The sequence below is a fragment of the Kingella kingae ATCC 23330 genome (genome assembly GCF_900111845.1).
GTDB classification, from domain to species: Bacteria; Pseudomonadota; Gammaproteobacteria; order Burkholderiales; family Neisseriaceae; genus Kingella; species Kingella kingae.
In genome coordinates this window covers 184262-204777 of sequence record NZ_FOJK01000058.1, presented here as the reverse complement: position 1 = coordinate 204777, position 20516 = coordinate 184262, and the positions used below count along the sequence as shown (strand labels likewise).

Genomic DNA, 20516 nt, shown 5'->3' with positions numbered 1-20516 from the left:
CCCTAGTTTAACAAAATTTTCAGCAGATAAATTCGTCTGCTCAAAATCTTTTGCTAAACGTCGAGACCAACCTAACTATGCAAACGTTCGTTCTACAATCCAACGTTTGGGCAGAATATGCCAAGAAATATCTTGAATTCTCTTTGAAATCTCAACAGTTAAACCCAATTGCTCTGATATATGTCGCTTACGGCCTTTGATTTTTTTACCTCCATCAAAACCTTTATCATGTGCGCTAGAAGCTGTTTTGACACTTTGTGAATCAATAATGGCATAAGTTGGCATCGCTTGTTTTTGATGGATTAAACGTTTTTTTGAACCAATGCCAAAAGAATTCTATCCCATAAGCCTGATTGATTGGCTCTGCGATAGAAACTCCATACGGTTGAATAAGGTGGAAAATCATTGGGCAGCATACGCCATTGGCAACCTGTTTTGGTGATGTACAAAACGGCATTCACTAATTGACGTTTATCCCATTTGTAGTGGCGTAGCTGGTTAAAATGTGGCTCAATCGCTTGCCATTGGGCATCTGTTAAGTCTGTTGGGTAGGATTTTTTAGTCATAAAGATATTTTATCATTTTTGTGAATACAGGTTCTTATTTTTGAGAACAAAGCGCGGTCGGTTTTTCAAAAATTTCCAACGTTAATTAGTTTAGATTATAAACTTGTTTAACAAGCCCACACATTTCTCATATAGTTACATTTCTAAACTATATGGAGAAAAGATGATGACCCAAACCGAATTTTTACCGCTGTTTCGCCGTTTTAACCGTTTTTATGCCAACTTGCTGGCACGGTTTGCCAGCGATTTTTACAACGCCGAACTGACCCTGAACGAAGCCAATGTGCTGACCGAAATCCAGCAAACGCCCGACATCACGGCGCAGCAGATTTGCCAGTCGCTTTCAATGAACAAGGGACAGCTCAGTGTGGTGCTGAAAAAATTTGAGGTGGCAGGCTGGCTGGAAAAAACGCCTGACGAGGCGGACAAACGGTCGTTTAAAATCAGACTGACGGCGCAGGGCGAGGCGGCGTTTGTGTCGCAACGGGCACGCACCGACCGACTGCTTGCCGCCGAATTGGACGGTTTGCCCGAGGCGCAGATTGTGCTGCTTGCTGAAGCCGCCGCCGATTTTGAGCAGATTTACCGCCGTGCGCCGCAGTTGGCGGTTGTGGAGGGCGGTGTGCGGGACATTGGGTTTATCGCCGATTTGCACAGCAAAATTTATACGGATATGGGCTACCGTCCCGAGTTTCAGCCCTATGTGTTGGAGGCGTTGTCGGCGTTTGTAAAGAATGGGGTAAAGGGCAAAATCTGGCTGGCGATGCTGGGCGACAAGCGTATTGGCACGGTAAGCCTGATTCAACACAGCGAGGAGGAATGGCAACTGCGCTGGTTCGCCACCGACAGTCGTTATCAGGGATTGGGCGCAGGCAAAAAATTGATGAATACGTTGATGGCGTTTGTGCGCCAATCGGGCATTCAACGGGTTACACTCGGCACAGTCAGCGACTTGAGCGCAGCCCGTGAACTCTACCGCTGCCACGGCTTTCGGCTGGTGAGCGAAACGGTGAATACGGAATGGAAAGCGGAAGCGATTACGGAAGAGACTTGGGTTTGGGAAGCTGATTATAGTAAACCAAAATAGAAAATCTACGGCGTTGGCTCGTCTTGCCGTATTACTCATACTGTCTGAAACCTTTGCAAAACCTAAAAATTAACCTAAATCTCGTCATTCCCACGAATACGGGAATCCAATAGCAAAATTTAGATAATTGATTTTATTTGATTGATTAAAAATCTATTTAAGATTGAAAATGGATTACCGCCTATGCGGTAATGACGACGGATAGTTTTGCAAAGGTTTCAGGTTATCGGAATACATTTGAGCGTGAAGTATCAGAGAAATTGGGTTTAACTGTTCAGATTTCAAAGAAAATTCAAGATATTTCTTGGCATATTCTGCCCAAACGTTGGATTGTAGAACGAACATTTGCATGGTTAGGTTGGTCTCGACGTTTAGCAAAAGATTTTGAGCAGACGAATTTATCTGCTGAAAATTTTGTTAAACTAGGGTATATTTCACAAATATTAAAATTTATCAAATAGTTGTTTGTGAATACAGGTTCTAAATTTAATTCACTATAAATTATGCCTTTTTATTTACGATTATTTTTTGATGATGCAAAGCAGCCTGCGCTTTTTGTTTACTTAAAGTGCAGGCTGCTTTTTGTTTATTGAATGATTACCCGCGAATGCGTTTCAACACTTCATCTTTACCCAGCAATGCTAATACCGCATCTACGCTAGGCGTTTTCGCTGTGCCGCACACCGCCAAACGCAACGGCATACCCAATTTACCCATTTTGATGTTTTCTTCATCGCAAAATGGTTTGAACAAATCGTGAATGCTCTCGGCTGTCCAAGTGTCTAATTGCGCCAATTTGTCGGCGAAACGCTGCATACGCGCTGGGGCTTCTTCGTCCCAATGTTTTGCTACGTCCGCTTCGGCTGGTGTGGCTTTTTGGTAGAAGTAGGCGCATTCGGTCGCCAACGCATTCAAATCTTGAGCGCGGTCTTTGACTAATGCAATCACGTCCGCCAATTTCAGGCTGCCTGAAACTTCTACGCCTTGTTTTTGCAAACGTGGCAAGGTCAATTCAGCCAATTTTTCGTTGTCGGTTGCTTTGATGTGTTCCGCGTTAATCCACAACAATTTTTTGCTGTCCATGCGACTAGGACTGGCTGAAACGGCATTCAATTCAAACCACTCAACAAATTGATTCATATTGAAAAATTCATCATCGCCATGCGCCCAACCCAAACGTGCCAAGTAATTCAACAAGGCTTCAGGCAGGATTCCCATGTCTTCGTATTCGGTAATGGCTACGGTGTCGCCGCTACGTTTGGAAATTTTCTTGCCTTGCTCGTTTAAAATCATGGGTAAATGCGCATATTTGGGGATTTTTGCGCCCAACGCTTTGAAAATATTGATTTGTTTTGGCGTGTTGTTCACATGGTCGTCGCCGCGAATAACGTGGGTAATACTCATGTCAAAATCGTCCACGACTACGCAGAAATTGTAAGTCGGTGTGCCGTCCGCACGCGCAATAATCAAATCGTCCAACGCGGAATTGGGAATGCTGATTTCGCCTTTTACCAAATCATTCCAAACAGTTACGCCGTCCAATGGATTTTTGAAACGAATCACAGGTTCAACGCCAGCAGGAATTTCAGGCAGCGTTTTACCTGCTTCGGGTCGCCAACGTCTGTCGTAAGTGGCTGTGCCTTCTCGTTCGGCTTTTTCGCGCATTTGAGCCAATTCTTCTTTGCTGCAATAGCATGGGTAGGCGTGTCCTTGTTCCACTAATTGTTTAATCAATTCTTTGTAGCGCGGAAAATTTTGCGTTTGGTAAATAATGTTATTGGCATTGTCGGCATGTAAGCCTACCCAATCCATGCCTTTTAAAATGATTTCAACGGATTCTTTGGTTGAGCGTTCCAAATCGGTGTCTTCAATACGCAACAAAAATTCGCCGCCGTGATGTTTGGCAAACGCCCATGAATACAAGGCAGTACGCACACCGCCGATGTGTAAATAACCAGTCGGGCTGGGTGCAAAACGGGTTTTAATCGTCATGATGATTCTTTCTTTATTTGTCATAAAAATAGGCGCGTATTGTACTGTTTTTCGCGATAAAAAGCAGCCTGCACTTTACTTAATCATTCAATCCGTACCACGCGCACGATTTGCACGGAATTGCGCTTGCCAATCGGCAAATTTTCCTTGCTCAATCGCTTCACGCATTTCCGCCATAATCACTTGATAAAAATGCAAATTGTGAATCGTGTTCAGTTGTGCGCCCAGCATCTCTTTGGCTCTATCCAAATGATGCAAATACGAACGGCTGAAATTTTGACAAGTATAACAAGTGCAGCTTTCGTCCAGCGGACGCTTATCAAAACGATGCTTGGCATTGCGGATTTTCAAATCGCCAAATCGCGTAAACAACCAGCCATTTCGCGCATTTCGCGTTGGCATCACACAGTCAAACATATCCACACCGTGCGCCACACCATACACCAAATCTTCGGGCGTACCCACGCCCATCAAATAATGCGGTTTGTTTGCGGGCAACATCGGTGCGAGTGCACGGAGCATACGATACATTTCAGGCTTCGGCTCGCCCACCGATAAGCCACCAATCGCAATCCCCTTGAAGCCAATTTCTTCCAAACCGCGCAATGATTTTTCGCGCAAATCTTCGTACATCGCCCCCTGAATAATGCCAAACAACGCATTTGGGTTTTTCAAATCTTCAAACGCTTTTTTACTACGCTCCGCCCAGCGCAACGACATTTCCAACGATTTATTCGCCTGCGCGTGCGTCGCTTCCCCTGGGGTGCATTCGTCCAACTGCATCACAATGTCCGAATTCAAAACCGTTTGAATTTTCATAGAAATTTCGGGCGACAAGAACAATTTATCGCCGTTAATTGGGCTTTTGAACGTGCAGCCATCTTCGGTCAATTTACGCAATTCCGACAACGAAAACACCTGAAAACCGCCCGAATCGGTCAAAATCGGCTTATTCCAGCCAATAAAATCGTGCAAACCACCAAATTCTTCAATCACTTCCAAGCCAGGGCGCAGCCACAAATGATAAGTATTGCCCAAAATAATTTGGGCCTTAATATCGTGCAAACCTTGCGGCGTCATAGACTTAACCGAGCCCACCGTGCCAACAGGCATAAACACAGGCGTTTCAATTTTGCCGTGATTCAATTCCAACGTACCACGTCGCGCGTAGCCATCGGTTTTGTGCAGAGTAAAATTCAACATATCTTTTCCAATCAAATAGTTTAGGCAGCCACAACAGATTGGCTGCCTACAAAAAATAATGCGTGATTATAGCGGTTTTTGTCGCGGTTTAATCAATAATTATCACGCTGTTATAGTCAGAGCGTGGCGTTGCGCCGCCATACCCACGCTTTTGCCGTTCTTCGTCTCACCGTAAATTGTAATAAATCCGCTTTAAATTAAATTATTTACAACAAAAATCACACAAAAAAGCAGCCTGCAACTTGAATTTCGTGCAGGCTGCCTTTATTTAGCTAACCGTTGCAGTTAAGGCTGCATTATTCTTTTTTTCACACAACTTAATCGGAGCAAAAACATGGTTATCCGTCCTTTACATGATCGCGTTGTCATCAAACGCTTGGAAGCAGAAGAAAAAACATCATCAGGTATTATTTTAGCCCCATCAGCAACCGAAAAACCCGACATGGGCGAAGTGATTGCGGTTGGCGCAGGCAAATTGGGTCGCGATGGCAACCGCCGCGCTTTGGATGTAAAAGTCGGCGACAAAGTGATTTTCGGCAAATATTCAGGTCAAACCGTGAAAGCGGACGGCGTGGAATGGTTGGTAATGCGCGAAGAAGATATTTTCGGGATTGTGGAATAATTTTTTAGGCAGTCTGAAAAGATAAACCTCGTCATTACCGCGTAGGCGGTAATCCAACGTTGAGTTCAAGCAATATATATTGATACAGCTCAACGCAGGAATGGCGATTGAGAATTTTCAGGCAGCCTGAAAACGTAAAAAGTTAATTTAATCAAATTTCAAGGAATAAAACAAAATGGCAGCAAAAGACGTTCAATTCGGTACAGAAGTCCGCGCAAAAATGGTTAATGGCGTGAATGTGTTGGCAAACGCAGTTCGCGTAACTTTGGGTCCAAAAGGTCGCAACGTGGTATTAGACCGCTCATTCGGCGGTCCACACATCACCAAAGACGGCGTATCTGTGGCAAAAGAAATTGAATTGAAAGACAAATTTGAAAACATGGGCGCACAAATGGTTAAAGAAGTTGCTTCTAAAACCAATGATGTGGCTGGCGACGGCACAACCACCGCAACCGTGTTGGCGCAAGCGATTGTTGCTGAAGGCATGAAATACGTTACCGCAGGCATGAATCCTACCGATTTGAAACGCGGTATTGACAAAGCAGTGGCGGCTTTGGTTGGCGAATTGGCAAACATCGCGAAACCTTGCGAAACATACGAGCAAATCGCTCAAGTGGGCGCGATTTCTGCGAACTCTGACGAGCAAGTTGGCAAAATCATTGCAGACGCGATGCAAGAAGTCGGCAAAGAGGGCGTGATTACCGTTGAAGACGGCAAATCATTGGAAAACGAGTTAGAAGTGGTTAAAGGTATGCAATTTGACCGTGGCTACTTGTCGCCTTATTTCGTGAATGATTTGGAAAAACAAATCGCTGGTTTGGACAGCCCATTTGTGTTGTTGTTTGACAAAAAAATCAGCAATATCCGTGATTTGTTGCCCGTTTTGGAACAAGTGGCAAAAACCAGCCGCCCATTGTTGATTATCGCGGAAGACGTGGAAGGCGAAGCATTGGCAACTTTGGTTGTAAACAGCATTCGCGGTATTTTGAAAACCGTTGCGGTAAAAGCTCCTGGGTTCGGCGACCGTCGCAAAGCGATGTTGCAAGACATTGCGATTTTGACTGGCGCAACTGTGATTGCCGAAGAAGTGGGCTTGACTTTGGAACAAGCGACTTTGGAACACTTGGGTCAAGCAAAACGCATTGAAATCAGCAAAGAAAACACGACTATTATTGATGGTTTTGGTGACAAAGCAGCCGTTGAAGCGCGTGTTGGCGAAATCCGCAAACAAATTGAAGTGGCAACCAGCGATTACGACAAAGAGAAATTGCAAGAACGTGTAGCGAAATTGGCTGGCGGTGTTGCCGTAATCAAAGTTGGCGCGGCAACTGAAGTGGAAATGAAAGAGAAAAAAGACCGCGTAGACGACGCTTTGCACGCGACTCGTGCGGCAGTTGAAGAAGGCGTGGTTGCTGGTGGTGGCGTGGCTCTGTTGCGTGCGCGTGCTGCGGTTAAATCGGTGGAAACTTCTAACGTTGACCAAGAAGCTGGCGTGAAAATTGTGTTGAAAGCGATTGAATCGCCATTGCGTCAAATCGTGGCGAATGCTGGCGGCGAGCCTAGCGTGGTGGTGAATAAAGTATTGGAAGGTGCGGATAACTTCGGTTACAACGCGGGCAACGATACGTACGGCGATATGATTGCGATGGGTGTGTTAGACCCTGCAAAAGTAACGCGCTCTGCATTGCAACACGCGGCTTCTATCGCTGGTTTGATGCTGACTACTGAGTGCATGATTGCTGACATTCCAGAAGACAAACCTGCTGCGCCTGATATGGGTGGCATGGGCGGAATGGGTGGCATGGGCATGATGTAATGCCTGATGTAATCTGTACGCATTGTCAATAAAACAAAGCAGCCTGCACTTTTTGAATGGGTGCAGGCTGCTTTTGAATATTTCAAATTTATCAACCGAATACACAGCAAATTTTAGTTTTGTAACCATGTGTATTTCAATCCACAAGAAAAAGTAAACATGAAAAAATTAGCCATTTTAGCCGCTGCAACCGCTTTAACTGCCTGCGCTCAAAACGCACCTGAACAAGTAGAAATGGTAGGCATGGCAAACCCAGCCAGCGAATTTTGCGTGAAACAAGGCGGCAAATTAGAGCCACGCAAAGACAAAGACGGCAACGAATACGCAATGTGCCATTTACCAAACGGTCAAGTGATTGAAGAGTGGGAATATTTCCGCGCGAACAACAAATGATGACTTGGGACGATATTCTGCGCGATGAAATGCAGCAGCCGTATTTTCAGCAACTGCTGGCAACGGTGCAGCAAGAGCGTGACAATGGGCAAATGATTTATCCTGCGCCAGATGATGTGTTCAATGCGTTTGCCTACACGCCGTTGGAGCGTGTGAAAGTGGTGATTTTGGGGCAAGACCCGTATCACAATGAACAGCAGGCGCACGGCTTGGCATTTTCGGTGCAGCAGGGTTGTGCTGTTCCGCCGTCTTTAATCAACATTTATAAAGAGTTGGCAAGCGATTTGCCCGATTTCAAGCAGCCTGCACATGGTTGTTTGACGCATTGGGCAGAGCAAGGCGTGTTGTTGTTGAACACGGTTTTGACGGTTCGCGCTCATCAAGCCAATTCGCACGCCAAACTGGGCTGGGAGCGGTTTACCGATTTTGTGGTCGCGCAACTGAATCAACGCGCCGAGCATTTGGTGTTTATGCTATGGGGCAGCCACGCGCAGAAAAAAGGCGCGAATATCAATCGCAATCAGCATTTGGTTTTGACTGCGCCACATCCATCGCCTTTATCGGCATATCGCGGTTTTTTTGGTTGCCGACATTTTTCGCAAGCCAATGATTATTTGCAGCAACATGGTATCGCGCCGATTAATTGGCAGATTTAATTCACTATAACTGATTGGTTTAGCAGGAGGTTTATTAAAAAATCCTTTATAGTTTTAAAGCTATAAAGGATTTTTTTGCATCAAAGCAGCCTGCACTATATTCAATACGACACAGGCGCACTACCGCGTTGCAAATACACCGTTGCTTCACGCTGACCACCTTGCAGCACCACCGTTTCGCTGTTGAGCTGTTCGCCGCCGTCTAGCTGTTGATAGCGAATCGTGTAGCTGCTAGCGTTCAAGTTTTGCAATTCCAACTGGCTGCGCTCGGGGATAAAAAACGTCCGCAGCGGCTCGGTATTGCCCGACACATACAGCTGCGCGAACACATCAGACGAATTGCGGATATTTTCCACATAAATCCGCAAACCGCCCTGCCCTGTGTGAATTGGGTAGCCGTCAATATAGCCAGCCTGTTGCGGAAACGGATTGCCATTAGGCGCAGCAAACGGACGAATATATGCCACGCTCGCTGCCAATGCCACCGTGTTTTCGTTGGGATTGCTTGCCAAAAGTGCAGGCTGCTTTTCGTGGTTTACATCGTTTGGCGTGTTGTCGCTTTTGGGTGCAGATGCGTTCAAAGCAGCCTGCATTTTTTTTGTGTCGGGCGCGTTGTCGCTTTGCGCGGCGAACCAAATCTGCCCAATCAACAACACGGCAAGCAGCAACACCGCCAGCGCAATCGCGCCTGTGTATTTTTTGGGCGACTTCGTTGCGCTGGGCGTGGCTTCGGTTAGTGTAACCACCACATCAGGCATGGCAGGACGGTTGTTTGCCATCGTATCAGCCGCGCGAGTCATGCGTTGCTGGGCAATCCACAAATCGTGTTCGGCGCGTTTTTTGGGGTCGGACAACACTTCATACGCCTGATTGATAAGCTGCATAATGCGGTGAGCGTCAGGGTCAGTGTTCAAATCGGGGTGGTATTGCTTGGACAATCGGCGATAGGCTTGGCGGATTTCGGCTTCGCTGGCATCGGGCGCAAGGTGCAAATTGTCGTAGTGGGTGCGAATCGTCATAAATCAAATCAAAAAATTAAGGGTTTTGGCTGTTTGTGGTGTTCATCAAACGCACCGATTTTAGGCAATGATGATGGCTGAAATATTCAATCAAACCAATAAATTCGCCCGATGTGGCATAGGCGCGTAATGGTGTGTTGCTGGGCAAATCATCGTTCGCCACAAACGGTGCAGACTGCCCAAAACGCAATTTTTTCACGCTTTCGTTGTCCAATTCAATGCGTGGCAAATGTTGTACCAACGCATCGCACGGCAACAACAGCGCATCGCGTTCAGGCTCGCTTAATGCCGACAGCGCGTCCAATGTGTGCGTTTGGGCGATGTGAAAACCTGCGGTTTCGGTGCGGCGCAAAGCGGTCAAGTGGGCAAAGGTGTTCATGTGTTTGGCGATGTCTTCGCTTAATGTGCGGATATACGTCCCCTTGCTGCAACGCACGGCAATGGTGGCAAATGGTGCGGCAAAGTCCAATACATCAATCTGATAAATGGTAATGTCGCGCGGTTTGCGTTCAATCACGATGCCTTTTCGAGCGTATTCATACAGCGGTTTGCCCTCGTGTTTGAGCGCGGAAAACATGGGCGGCACTTGGCGAATATTGCCTGTTAAAGCGGTGCAGGCTGCTTGAAATTCTTCGGGCGCAATGTCGCTGCGAGCGGTGTCAATGATGTCGCCTTCTGCATCGCCTGTGGTGCTGGCTTCGCCCAATTTGAGCGTGGCGGTATAGGCTTTGTCGGCATCCAACAAATATTGCGCGAACTTGGTTGCTTCGCCAAAACACACGGGCAACAAGCCACTTGCCAATGGGTCTAACACGCCTGTGTGTCCTGCTTTTTCGGCGTGAAATGACCGTCTGGCTTGCTGCAATGTGGTGTTGCTGCTAATGCCCAGCGGTTTGTCTAATAATAAAACGCCACTAATGGCGCGTTTGGTCGGTTTGGTCATAGTGAAATAGCTTTAATGAAATGGCACTATTATAGTTCAAAACGGCTATAATACTGATTTAGTTTTCAAGCAGCCTGCACGTTTATGTCCACACCCAAATTGATACTTGCGCCCATGCAAGGACTTTGCGACCCTGTTATGCGTGATTTACTCACCCGAATTGGCGGCTACGATGAATGCGTGAGCGAATTTGTCCGCATTACCCACACCGTGCATTCGCGCCCCACTTGGTTGCGCCATGTGCCAGAAATCGCCACGCAAAATCAAACGTTTTCGGGTGTGCCTTGTGTCACGCAACTGCTGGGCAGCGATGCCGATATGATGGCGCAAAACGCACTAGAAGCCGTTAAACTGGGCGCAAACAAAATTGACTTAAATTTTGGCTGCCCTGCGCCTACGGTAAATAAACATCAAGGCGGTGCGGTGTTGTTGCGCGAACCCGAACGTGTGCGCCACATTGTTGCCACGTTACGCGACCGCTTGCCCAGCCACATCACGCTCACAGCAAAAATGCGTTTGGGATTTGAAAACAAAGAACTCGCTTTGGAAAACGCCCAAGCGATTGAACAAGGCGGCGCGAGTTTGCTCACCGTTCATGCGCGTACCAAAGTGGAAGGCTATCAACCGCCTGCACATTGGGATTGGGTAAACAAAATTCGCCAAGCGGTGCAGATTCCTGTGGTGGCAAATGGCGATGTGTTCACGTTAAGCGATTACCGCGCCATTCGCGAACAAAGCGGTTGCCAAGATGTGATGATTGGACGCGGTGCGGTGATTCGCCCCGACTTGGCGCGACAAATCAAGCAATATTTACACGGACAAACTGTGCAGGCTGCTTGTTTTCATGGTGAAATCATGGACTGGATTCGCTTGTTTTTCGCGCTGTGCCTAGAAAAAGAACCGCAAGGCAAATATGCCATAGCACGGCTCAAACAATGGCTCGGCATGATGCGCGATGCGTATCCCGAAGCCGAAACGCTGTTCCAAGCCATTCGCACGCAACGTGAAGTGGCGGATATTCAAAGAATTTTGCAGAGTTTTGTGGCGGATTGAATGATAATGAAATGAAATAAAAATAGGACAAGGCGACAATGCCTGCCGTGTGTAAATAGCACATAAGGACGTTGGCAACGGCGTACTATTGCGATTTCATTTCACCACATCAATCCAAAGCAGCCTGCACTTTTTGTAACCACTCTATAAAGGAAAACCATCATGGCTACTCCCCACATTGGCGCACCAGCAGGTGCATTTGCAGAAACCGTATTGATGCCAGGCGACCCACTTCGCGCACAATACATTGCCGAAAACTACTTGGAAAATGCCGAACTGGTTACATCGGTTCGTAATATGTATGGCTACACAGGCACATACAAAGGTAAACGCATTTCCATTATGGCACACGGCATGGGCATTCCGTCTTGTTCCATTTATGCCAAAGAATTGATTACCGAATATGGCGTTAAAAACCTGATTCGCATTGGTTCGTGTGGCGCGGTGTTAGATGATGTTCATGTGCGCGATGTGGTGATTGGCTTGGGCGCGAGCACCGACAGCAAAGTCAATCGCACCCGTTTCCGCGACCACGATTTTGCTGCGATTGCCGATTTTGGCATTGTGCAAGCCTTGGTTCAATCTGCCAAAGACAATGGCGTGAATGTGCGCGTAGGCAATATGTTCTCTGCCGATTTGTTTTACAGCCCCGACACGCAAATGACCGAAGTATTGCGTAAATACGGCATTGTGGGCGTGGAAATGGAAGCGGCTGGTATTTATGGTGTGGCTGCTGAATTTGGCGCCAAAGCTGCAACGCTTTGCACCGTGTCTGACCACATCGTGCGCGAAGAATACACCACCGCCGAAGAGCGTCAAACCACGTTCAACGAGATGATGAAAATTGCGTTAGACGCAGCGATTACTTTGTAAACACATCAAAAAGCAGCCTGCACCTTTTGTCCAAATCTTGGATTTGGGTATAAAAGCTGTATGCTGTAGGCAGGCACAACCTTTTAATAAAAGTGCAGGCTGCTTTTTCCCCACAAAACGACATCAAACAAAATGAAAAAAACCGTATTTTTGCTGACTTCGTTCGCACTTTCTGCGCCTATTTATGCTGATAATGGCGCGGCAGCCTGCACCCAAATCACCGATAATGCCGCTCGCTTGGCGTGTTTTGACCAAGCCTATACACAACAAGGCGTTACCCCTAATCCCAACCAATCCAAAAGCGTCGATTTAGTTCGCAGCTACGAAGCCAGCCAAGCCAATCAATCAACCCAAGTCGTGTTTGCTGACCCCAAACAATCGGGCGATTTAACTGCACCGACCGATGCCTACACCCCATTGGCGCAACTGTATGATTTGGAAAAAAACGACCCCAACGGAATTTTAAGTTTGCGCGAACACGAGCCGACTTATATTTTGCCTGCTTGGTATCGCAGCAGCCCCAACTATCGCCCCTATTCGCCCACGCGCGGCTATACCATTAACAACGTGCAAGAAGACCAACTCCACACCGAAGCTAAACTGCAAATTTCTTTAAAAACCAAAGTGATGGAAGATTTGTTCCGCACTCGTGCCGATTTGTGGGTGGGCTACACGCAGCAATCGAACTGGCAGCTTTATAACCAAGGCGAAAAATCTGCACCGTTTCGTAACACCGATTACGCACCCGAAATTTTCTTAACCCAGCCAGTCAAAGCTACGCTGCCATTTGGCGGTAAATTGAGAATGCTGGGCGTGGGCTATATCCACCAATCCAATGGACAATCGCGTCCGATGTCGCGTTCGTGGAATCGCATTTACGCAATGGCTGGCATGGAGTGGGGCAAGCTATCGGTTGTGCCACGTTTGTGGGCGCGAATCGACCCGAAAGGCGAAAACAACGACAACCCCGACATCGCCGATTACATGGGTTATGGCGATGTGAAATTGGCGTATCAGTTTGATGAAAAACACACGCTGTCTTCAACCATTCGCTACAATCCGTTCAAAAATCGTGGCGCAGTGCAAGTCAATTACACCTTTCCGATTATGGGCAAGCTCAAAGCCTATGTGCAGGGCTTTCATGGCTATGGCGAGAGTTTGATTGACTACAACCACAAGCAAACGGGTATTGGTATTGGTGTGTTGTTCAACGGCTGGGACGGCTTGTAATACAAACCAAAAGCAGCCTGCACTTTTCCCACAAAACCGCGTATAATTCGCCGTTTTTGCATCGCAATAAAGGCACACACATTCATGGCAGAAGCATCGTCAGGCGGCATAGGTAAGCTGCTCAAAAAATATTTGATTACGGGTTTATTGGTTTGGTTACCCATAGTCGTAACCGCATGGGTGGTAACCTACATCATAGGCGCAAGCGACAAACTCATCAACTTAATACCAGACCAATTGCGATTAGAAAACTATTTAGGTTTCAAAATCCCTGGTCAAGGTTTTGTGTTAGCCGTGATTGTGTTATTTGTCACAGGCGTATTGGCAGCCAATGTATTAGGACGCAAATTTTTAGAAGGCTGGGATAGCCTGCTTGGGCGCATTCCTGTGGTTAAATCCATTTATTCCAGCGTCAAAAAAGTGTCCGAAAGTTTGCTGTCCGACAATGCACGTTCGTTTAAAACGCCTGTGCTTGTGCCATTTCCGCAACCCAATATTTGGACGATTGCATTTGTATCGGGTGAAGTGCCTCATGCCGTATCGGACGCACTGCCTGAAAAAACAGGTTATGTGTCCGTGTATGTGCCGACCACGCCAAATCCGACTGGCGGCTACTATATTGTGGTGTGCCAAAGCGACATTCGCGAACTGGATATGACGGTGGACGAAGCGTTGAAATATGTGATTTCGTTGGGCATGGTGATGCCTGATGAATTGCCGATTAAAGCAAAAGAATAATGTGCAGGCTGCTTTTGAATAGCCAAACAAAGGAAGAGCCAATGAACACCAATTATCATCATGATCTTGCAGCATGGGCAGCACATCAAGCCGATTTGCTCAAAGCAGGTAGAATGCAAGAGTTAGACGTTGAAAACCTGATTGAAGAAATGCAAGCCATGAGCCGAAAAGAACACCGTGAATTAATGCGCCGAATGGGGATTTTGATTGCCCATTTATTGAAATGGGAATTTCAGCCGACACATCGTGGCAACTCTTGGCGCAGAACGATTAACGACCAACGTCAAGAAATTGCGGATTTATTGGAAGATTCGCCCAGTTTAGCTAATCATTTTGATGATTATGAATGGTTACAAAGGGCGTGGGAGCGTGGCGTTAGACAAGTCGAAACGGAGACAGGTTTAAATCATTTTCCTGATGAAATGATTTGGATAATTTCTGATATTTTGATGAAAGATTTTTTTCAGACAGCCTGAAAACCTAAAAGCAGCCTGAATTTATATTTTATTAATTTAAAACTGTAACAAGAAAGACAAAACTATGCGTACCAACTACTGCGTGTGTGGGTTGGGTCTTAACCCAGCAAATTCTCACATTATCCTATTTCTTGTTATGGTCGTGCCCAAACCTACACAGCCTATTCGTAACAGCTCAATGGCTATTTAACACCATTTAGAAAAAGCAGTTTTTAAGAATAAAGTTGCTTATGCTAGTAAAGTTGCCTGGTATTCGTTAACCGTTACATTTTTTAATATACAAGTCATTAACAACAACCATAAAGGTTAAAATGATTATGGATACATCTTTTTTACCTAATAACTCCAACCCTTTAATTTCAGTCATTATTCCTTGTTACAATTCTGCTTTATATGTAACTGAAACACTAAATAGCATTCTTGCACAAACTATGAACAATTATGAAATCGTTATCATAGATGATGGCTCAACCGATAATACATTGTCGATACTTAAACAATTTGCTCAACAACATTCTCAAATCCAAATAAAAATTATTGAGCAAGAAAATACAAATGTGACTATTGCTAGGGTTAATGCAATCAAACATGCCAGCGGTGTCTATTTATTCTTTTTAGATTCGGACGACAAAATCGCACCGACATATTTTGAAAAAGCAGCAAACTTACTGAACCAACAACCAGAATTATCGTTAATTTATAGTAGAGCACAACATTTTGAAGCAAATACAAATGAAATTTGGTGTGCTAAAAATCCAACTGTTCTTGATATTTTGCAGATACATTGCATGGGAAATGGCATTTGCATGATGGTTCGCAAAAAAGATTATGACGAAGTAGGTGGATTCAACACCGATTTAACTTATGGAGAGGACTGGGAATTTTATATTTCAATGTTAAAGAAAAATAAAAAATTCTATCAAATAGATGAAATTTTATATTTTTATAGAAAAAGAAACACTAAAAATTCAATTTGCGATAGTGTGGATAAGAAAAAAATAGCAAGAAATTTCTTAAAAATATATACGAAGCACATTGATTTTTACGAAGAAAACAATATGTACTTCCATAATTTATTTGATGCGTTTCATCAGCAAAATTGGCAGCAACAAAATTTAGAATTCTTTAATCATAAGAAAAAATACTATAGCAACCCATTGCGAAAATGGTTCTATAAGACTTTTAAATCAAAAAAATACGAAGAGTTACGTAAAAAATACGATATAAATTAACCCAATTAAATTAAACAAGGAAAACAACAATATGCGTACCAACTACTGCGGTCTAATCAGCGAACAATATTTAGACCAAACCGTAACCGTAAAAGGCTGGGTTCATCGCCGCCGCGACCATGGCGGTGTGATTTTCATTGACTTGCGCGACCGCGAAGGTATCGTACAAGTTGTGATTGACCCAGACACGCCCGAAGCATTCAAATTGGCGGATTCAGCGCGTAATGAATTTGTGTTGAGCATTACTGGACGTGTCCGCAACCGCCCAGAGGGCACAAGCAACGACAAAATGATTTCAGGCAAAATTGAAATTTTGGCGAAAGAAATTGAAATCCTGAACGCTGCTGCCACGCCGCCATTTATGATTGACGATGAAAACATCAGCGAAACCGTGCGTTTGACCAATCGCGTGATTGATTTGCGCCGCCCTGTAATGCAAAAAAATCTGCGTTTGCGCTATCAAGTGGCAATGGGCGTGCGCCGTTATTTGGACGCGCAAGGCTTTATTGACATTGAAACGCCAATGCTGACACGCTCAACGCCTGAAGGTGCGCGTGATTATCTCGTGCCTAGCCGCGTTCATGCTGGCGAATTTTTCGCGTTGCCACAATCGCCGCAATTATTCAAACAGTTGTTAATGGTTGCAGGTTTTGACCGCTATTATCAAATTACCAAATGTTTCCGCGATGAAGATTTACGCGCTGACCGCCAGCCTGAATTTACCCAAATCGACTTGGAAACTTCGTTCTTAAACGAAGATGAAATCATGGACATTACCGAAGGCATGGCAAAACAAGTGTTTAAAGACGCTTTGGGTGTGGATTTGGGCGATTTCCCACGCATGGCGTATTGGGACGCGATGTTCAACTACGGTTCGGACAAACCTGATATGCGTATCTCGTTGAAATTTACCGAATTAACCGATTTGATGAAAACGGAAGAATTTAAAGTATTCCGTGGCGCGGCGGATATGAAAGGCGGACGTGTAGTCGCTTTGCGCGTGCCAAATGGTGCGAAATTCAGCCGCAAAGAAATTGACGAATACACGCAATTTGTCGGCATTTACGGCGCGAAAGGCTTGGCATACATCAAAGTAAACGATGTAACCAATTTGTCAAACGGCGAAAATAGCGGTTTACAAAGCCCAATCGTGAAATTCTTGTCGGAAAACGCATTGAAAGAAATCATTGCGCGTACTGGTGCGGAAAATGGCGACATCATTTTCTTCGGCGCGGACAAAGCGAAAGTGGTAAACGAAGCGATTGGCGCATTGCGTATCAAAATCGGTAAAGAACACGGCTTGGAAAACGGCTACTTCGTGGACGAATGGAAACCGTTGTGGGTTGTGGATTTTCCAATGTTTGAATACGACGAAGAAGCTGACCGTTATGTGGCGGTACACCACCCATTTACCGCGCCAAAAGAAGGTCATGTGGGTTTGATGACCAGCGACCCTGAAAAATGCTTGGCTCGCGCTTATGATATGGTGTTGAACGGCTGGGAAATTGGCGGCGGTTCTATCCGTATCCACCGTGCGGATATGCAAGAAAAAGTGTTCGCAGCGTTGAAAATCAGCCCTGAAGAGCAACAAGAGAAATTCGGTTTCTTGTTGGATAACTTGAAATTTGGTGCGCCACCACACGGCGGTTTGGCGTTTGGTTTAGACCGTTTGGTTACGTTGATGACGGGTGCGGAATCGATTCGCGATGTGATTGCATTCCCGAAAACACAACGCGCGCAATGTTTGCTGACGAACGCGCCAAACGCTGTTGATGACAAACAACTGCGCGAATTGCACTTGCGTTTGCGCCAAAAAGCGACTGAACAAAAAGATGCTTAATTTTGTGAAATAGAAAAAGCAGCCTGCACATTTTGTTGATAAATAAAGTGCAGGCTGCTTTTTAAGTATAGTGAATTAAATGAATATAAATCGTATCCAAAACTGCCATTACCAAGCCGCGCGACACCCCAATCTGTATCGTGTGCGCGTGCGGCTGACTGTGTATTTTGGCACGTTGATGTTGTGGCTGATTTGGGCGCTGTATGCGTTGAGCAGCATAACAGCGGTGGGTTTGCTGTTTACCAGTCCATTTGTGGGCGTGTTTCTGCTGTTTTTTGCGACGCCGACCGCTTGGTATTTACTACGCTTCATGTTGACCATGCCAACATACGAGCCACCGCGTGGTATTTGCGCTCTAGAATCGCAATATCCCACTTTGTATGCCCAAATGCGCGACATCGCCCAAAAAATCCAGCAAAAACCTGCACATCGCATTCATTTTATCGATAATGTTGATGCCAGCCTACACTGTCAGCCACGTTGGTGCGGTTGGTTGGGTATGCGTAACACTTTGGTTTTGGGCGTGCCTGTGATTGCCGCGCTCAATCAAGAGCAGTTACGCAGCGTTATCGCGCGTCAGCTTGCGTTTGCGCCGTTCAATCATTTGAGTGTAACCATCGATAAACACTGCACGCGTTGGCGTTGGGCGCAAGACTATTTAACCGAAAACCGCAGTATTTTTCGCTTTATCATGCCGCATTTTATGGCGTATTTTGATGATATTGTGCATCCGCTTTCACATCAAAACTCGTTTGCGGCGGAACGTGTCGCAGCGGCAGCGACTTCGGTTAATGCAATCGCCCAAGCGCGTGGCAATATTCAACTGGCTGGCGATTACGAACGCGAATATTGGCAAAAGTTTTGGCAACAAACCGACCACGTTGGTAAGCCAGAACCCATGCCGTTTCAAGATTTAATCGCGCAATTGTGCAGGCTGCCTGATTATTGTGCCGATTTATCGCAACGCTTAAATCAACTGATGCAAGCGCGAAGCACGGTGGACGACCAAATTCCTGCCTTGCGCGATGCGTATGAAGAATTGGGCGTGTACAGCCGTTTGCGATGGGCAACAGACAAAGATTCTGCATTGCTGTGGTTGGACGAGCGTTTGCCCAATTTAATCCAACAGATGAATCAAACGTGGTGGGAGAATGCCGCCGATAACTGGCAAGAATCCTACGATGAAGCCACGCAAGAACAAAACCGCTTGATTGAATTACAAAACCAAACCGAACCTTTATCGTTGGACGAAAGCATAGAGCAAGCTTTATTAACCGAGCGTTATCGCGATAAGGCGGCAGCGTTGCCTTTGTTTTACGCTTTGTATCAACGCGAACCATCGGCAAAACACGCTTTTCATTATGGGCGTGTGTTGTTGGCACAAAACAATGCGGATGGCATTTTGTATTTGCGCCAATGTCGTGCCGATACACAAGACCGCAGTTTTGCAGCAGCCAGTTGGCTGGTAGAAGCGCAATATCATGGCGAAAATGGGCGAACTGACGCAGCAAACTCTTGCGAACAAGCCTTCGTCAAACAACGCGAGCAAGACGAGTTAAACCAACATCAACGCAATCATATTGAAGCGTTTGATGAATTTCAAACAGCGCGTTTGTCGGACGATGAACGGCAAACGTGGCAACAGCGTTTTGCGCAAATCAAGAATGTGAAGCGTGTTTACTGGGTGGAAAAAGCGGATTTGGTTCAGCCAGAACAGCCGTTTTATGTGATTGTGTTTGAAATGCAGTTTACGTTGATTGCATCTGAACGCGCCGAAATAGCCGAGCAAGTGTCCAAGCAACTGGCAGAGCAATTACAGACGTTGGCGCACGATTGGATATTGCTCAACCCCAAAGCCTTGCCCGACCGCACTTGGTATCGGATTCGGCAAGTGGAAAAGGGTTTGCTGTATCAGAAGTCTAAACATGGCAAAAATCGTAAGTTGTGGTAGGGTTTATTTTGTCGTGTAAAAAGCAGCCTGCACTTTTTGTCCAAATCTTTGATTTGGGTATAAAAGAAGTATACCGTAGGCGGCGTAGCCTTTAAACAAAAAGTGCAGGCTGCTTTTTTAAAATAGACAATCCAATCACGTAAACAGTACAATATCACCCTTTCTATTTTTGATGATTTTTCATTATGTTTCGCACATTATTAGGCAGCAAAATCCACCGCGCCATTGTTACCCAAGCCGACTTAAACTATGTTGGCAGCATCACCATCGACCAAGACTTGCTGGACGCAGCAGGCATTTTGGTAAACGAAAAAGTACAAGTCGTTAATAACAACAACGGCGAACGCTTTGAAACTTATGCTATTTCTGGCGAACGCGGCAGCGGCGTGATTTGCTTAAACGGCGCAGCGGCGCGATTGGTGCAAGCAGGCGATGTGGTCATTATTATGTCGTATGTAACCCTATCCGAACCCGAAATCGCCAGCCACGAACCCACCGTTGTGCTGTTGGACGAAAACAATAAAATCCGCGATATTATTCACTACGAGCCTGCGCAAACGATTTTGTAAACACATAAAAAAAGCAGCCTGCACTTTTGTTGATTAAAAGTGCAGGCTGCTTTTATAGTGCTTTAAATTTAAAGCACTATTGATTTGGCTATACGGCATCTTATAGTGCTTTAAATTTAGATTAGTACAGCGTTGCCAACTCCCTTATGTACTAGATGTACACGGCGGTCGTTGTCGCCTTGTCCTAATCTAAATTTAAAACACTATATTCATCACATTGTCTCATCACAGACACGCTATCAATATCAAAGCAGCCT

19 protein-coding genes and 1 pseudogene are annotated in these 20516 nt (G+C 45.7%); 15 read left to right on the top strand and 5 right to left on the bottom strand.

Annotated features, from left to right (window positions below):
- Nucleotides 1-566: pseudogene (locus BQ5809_RS11615) on the bottom strand (IS5 family transposase); the annotation flags it as partial.
- 163 nt (nt 567-729) lie between these two features.
- On the opposite strand from BQ5809_RS11615, the gene BQ5809_RS09065 reads away from it, so the two are divergent.
- Nucleotides 730-1653 carry a bifunctional helix-turn-helix transcriptional regulator/GNAT family N-acetyltransferase gene (locus BQ5809_RS09065; RefSeq protein WP_003785879.1) on the top strand — a complete coding sequence of 308 codons (924 nt, stop codon included), beginning with the start codon at nt 730-732 and terminating at the stop codon, nt 1651-1653.
- Nucleotides 1654-1844: 191 nt separating this feature from the next.
- The gene (locus BQ5809_RS11645; RefSeq protein WP_003785881.1) at nt 1845-2114 is read left to right on the top strand and encodes a transposase; all 270 of its coding nucleotides are present in this window, start codon (nt 1845-1847) and stop codon (nt 2112-2114) included.
- 136 nt (nt 2115-2250) lie between these two features.
- Here the strand turns inward: BQ5809_RS11645 and gltX are convergent, their stop codons facing one another.
- Both gltX and tgt read right to left on the bottom strand, forming a co-directional pair.
- Complete coding sequence (gene gltX / locus BQ5809_RS09055; RefSeq protein WP_003789835.1) at nt 2251-3645, bottom strand: glutamate--tRNA ligase; 1395 nt, start codon at nt 3643-3645, stop codon at nt 2251-2253.
- 87 nt (nt 3646-3732) lie between these two features.
- On the bottom strand, nt 3733-4848 hold the full coding sequence (gene tgt / locus BQ5809_RS09050; RefSeq protein ID WP_003785886.1) for a tRNA guanosine(34) transglycosylase Tgt: 1116 nt from the start codon (nt 4846-4848) through the stop codon (nt 3733-3735).
- A gap of 334 nt (nt 4849-5182) precedes the next feature.
- Here tgt and BQ5809_RS09045 point away from each other — a divergent pair, with 334 nt between their 5' ends.
- The 4 genes from BQ5809_RS09045 (at nt 5183) to ung (ending at nt 8335) form a co-directional block, all read left to right on the top strand.
- Complete coding sequence (locus BQ5809_RS09045; RefSeq protein WP_003785887.1) at nt 5183-5470, top strand: co-chaperone GroES; 288 nt, start codon at nt 5183-5185, stop codon at nt 5468-5470.
- A 175-nt stretch (nt 5471-5645) separates the two neighbouring features.
- A complete protein-coding gene (gene groL / locus BQ5809_RS09040; protein WP_003785888.1) occupies nt 5646-7286 on the top strand; it encodes a chaperonin GroEL in 1641 nt (546 codons plus the stop codon).
- A gap of 159 nt (nt 7287-7445) precedes the next feature.
- Nucleotides 7446-7679, top strand: a complete 234-nt coding sequence (locus BQ5809_RS09035) for a putative hemolysin (protein WP_003785889.1) — start codon at nt 7446-7448, stop codon at nt 7677-7679.
- Nucleotides 7676-8335, top strand: coding sequence for a uracil-DNA glycosylase (gene ung / locus BQ5809_RS09030; RefSeq protein ID WP_003785891.1), 660 nt, complete (start codon nt 7676-7678; stop codon nt 8333-8335). The genes BQ5809_RS09035 and ung overlap by 4 nt, the downstream gene beginning before the upstream one ends.
- Nucleotides 8336-8436: 101 nt before the next feature.
- Here ung and BQ5809_RS09025 read toward each other — a convergent pair whose 3' ends face one another.
- Nucleotides 8437-9354, bottom strand: a complete 918-nt coding sequence (locus BQ5809_RS09025; RefSeq protein ID WP_003785895.1) for a J domain-containing protein — start codon at nt 9352-9354, stop codon at nt 8437-8439.
- Nucleotides 9355-9370: 16 nt separating this feature from the next.
- Nucleotides 9371-10297 (bottom strand): tRNA pseudouridine(55) synthase TruB, encoded by a 927-nt coding sequence (gene truB / locus BQ5809_RS09020; RefSeq protein ID WP_003785897.1) that lies wholly within the window; start codon nt 10295-10297, stop codon nt 9371-9373.
- 84 nt (nt 10298-10381) lie between these two features.
- On the opposite strand from truB, the gene BQ5809_RS09015 reads away from it, so the two are divergent.
- From BQ5809_RS09015 to panD, 9 genes are all read left to right on the top strand, one after another.
- The gene (locus tag BQ5809_RS09015; protein WP_003785898.1) at nt 10382-11350 is read left to right on the top strand and encodes a tRNA dihydrouridine synthase; all 969 of its coding nucleotides are present in this window, start codon (nt 10382-10384) and stop codon (nt 11348-11350) included.
- A 162-nt stretch (nt 11351-11512) separates the two neighbouring features.
- Nucleotides 11513-12223 carry a purine-nucleoside phosphorylase gene (gene deoD, locus BQ5809_RS09010; protein ID WP_003785900.1) on the top strand — a complete coding sequence of 237 codons (711 nt, stop codon included), beginning with the start codon at nt 11513-11515 and terminating at the stop codon, nt 12221-12223.
- 132 nt (nt 12224-12355) lie between these two features.
- Complete coding sequence (locus BQ5809_RS09005; protein WP_003785902.1) at nt 12356-13453, top strand: phospholipase A; 1098 nt, start codon at nt 12356-12358, stop codon at nt 13451-13453.
- Between the two features lie 84 nt (nt 13454-13537).
- Nucleotides 13538-14191, top strand: coding sequence for a DUF502 domain-containing protein (locus tag BQ5809_RS09000; RefSeq protein ID WP_003785903.1), 654 nt, complete (start codon nt 13538-13540; stop codon nt 14189-14191).
- A 41-nt stretch (nt 14192-14232) separates the two neighbouring features.
- The gene (locus BQ5809_RS08995) at nt 14233-14667 is read left to right on the top strand and encodes a DUF29 domain-containing protein (protein ID WP_032827623.1); all 435 of its coding nucleotides are present in this window, start codon (nt 14233-14235) and stop codon (nt 14665-14667) included.
- 317 nt (nt 14668-14984) lie between these two features.
- Nucleotides 14985-15899, top strand: coding sequence for a glycosyltransferase family 2 protein (locus tag BQ5809_RS08990; RefSeq protein WP_230471667.1), 915 nt, complete (start codon nt 14985-14987; stop codon nt 15897-15899).
- A 31-nt stretch (nt 15900-15930) separates the two neighbouring features.
- On the top strand, nt 15931-17739 hold the full coding sequence (gene aspS, locus BQ5809_RS08985) for an aspartate--tRNA ligase (protein WP_003785907.1): 1809 nt from the start codon (nt 15931-15933) through the stop codon (nt 17737-17739).
- Nucleotides 17740-17818: 79 nt separating this feature from the next.
- Complete coding sequence (locus tag BQ5809_RS08980) at nt 17819-19690, top strand: M48 family metalloprotease (RefSeq protein ID WP_032827624.1); 1872 nt, start codon at nt 17819-17821, stop codon at nt 19688-19690.
- Between the two features lie 185 nt (nt 19691-19875).
- Complete coding sequence (gene panD, locus BQ5809_RS08975; protein WP_003785911.1) at nt 19876-20259, top strand: aspartate 1-decarboxylase; 384 nt, start codon at nt 19876-19878, stop codon at nt 20257-20259.
- Nucleotides 20260-20516: the final 257 nt, after the last annotated feature.

Excerpts from the sequence above, each read along its gene's own strand:
- BQ5809_RS09005 (WP_003785902.1), top strand. The coding sequence starts at position 12,356 with ATGAAAAAAACCGTATTTTTGCTGACTTCGTTCGCACTTTCTGCGCCT.
- truB (WP_003785897.1), bottom strand. The coding sequence starts at position 10,297 with ATGACCAAACCGACCAAACGCGCCATTAGTGGCGTTTTATTATTAGAC.
- deoD (WP_003785900.1), top strand. The coding sequence starts at position 11,513 with ATGGCTACTCCCCACATTGGCGCACCAGCAGGTGCATTTGCAGAAACC.
- BQ5809_RS09065 (WP_003785879.1), top strand. The coding sequence starts at position 730 with ATGATGACCCAAACCGAATTTTTACCGCTGTTTCGCCGTTTTAACCGT.
- BQ5809_RS08995 (WP_032827623.1), top strand. The coding sequence starts at position 14,233 with ATGAACACCAATTATCATCATGATCTTGCAGCATGGGCAGCACATCAA.
- BQ5809_RS09015 (WP_003785898.1), top strand. The coding sequence starts at position 10,382 with ATGTCCACACCCAAATTGATACTTGCGCCCATGCAAGGACTTTGCGAC.
- panD (WP_003785911.1), top strand. The coding sequence starts at position 19,876 with ATGTTTCGCACATTATTAGGCAGCAAAATCCACCGCGCCATTGTTACC.
- aspS (WP_003785907.1), top strand. The coding sequence starts at position 15,931 with ATGCGTACCAACTACTGCGGTCTAATCAGCGAACAATATTTAGACCAA.
- BQ5809_RS09035 (WP_003785889.1), top strand. The coding sequence starts at position 7,446 with ATGAAAAAATTAGCCATTTTAGCCGCTGCAACCGCTTTAACTGCCTGC.
- BQ5809_RS08980 (WP_032827624.1), top strand. The coding sequence starts at position 17,819 with ATGAATATAAATCGTATCCAAAACTGCCATTACCAAGCCGCGCGACAC.
- BQ5809_RS08990 (WP_230471667.1), top strand. The coding sequence starts at position 14,985 with ATGGATACATCTTTTTTACCTAATAACTCCAACCCTTTAATTTCAGTC.
- BQ5809_RS11645 (WP_003785881.1), top strand. The coding sequence starts at position 1,845 with ATGACGACGGATAGTTTTGCAAAGGTTTCAGGTTATCGGAATACATTT.
- BQ5809_RS09025 (WP_003785895.1), bottom strand. The coding sequence starts at position 9,354 with ATGACGATTCGCACCCACTACGACAATTTGCACCTTGCGCCCGATGCC.
- gltX (WP_003789835.1), bottom strand. The coding sequence starts at position 3,645 with ATGACGATTAAAACCCGTTTTGCACCCAGCCCGACTGGTTATTTACAC.
- BQ5809_RS09045 (WP_003785887.1), top strand. The coding sequence starts at position 5,183 with ATGGTTATCCGTCCTTTACATGATCGCGTTGTCATCAAACGCTTGGAA.
- groL (WP_003785888.1), top strand. The coding sequence starts at position 5,646 with ATGGCAGCAAAAGACGTTCAATTCGGTACAGAAGTCCGCGCAAAAATG.
- BQ5809_RS09000 (WP_003785903.1), top strand. The coding sequence starts at position 13,538 with ATGGCAGAAGCATCGTCAGGCGGCATAGGTAAGCTGCTCAAAAAATAT.
- ung (WP_003785891.1), top strand. The coding sequence starts at position 7,676 with ATGATGACTTGGGACGATATTCTGCGCGATGAAATGCAGCAGCCGTAT.
- tgt (WP_003785886.1), bottom strand. The coding sequence starts at position 4,848 with ATGTTGAATTTTACTCTGCACAAAACCGATGGCTACGCGCGACGTGGT.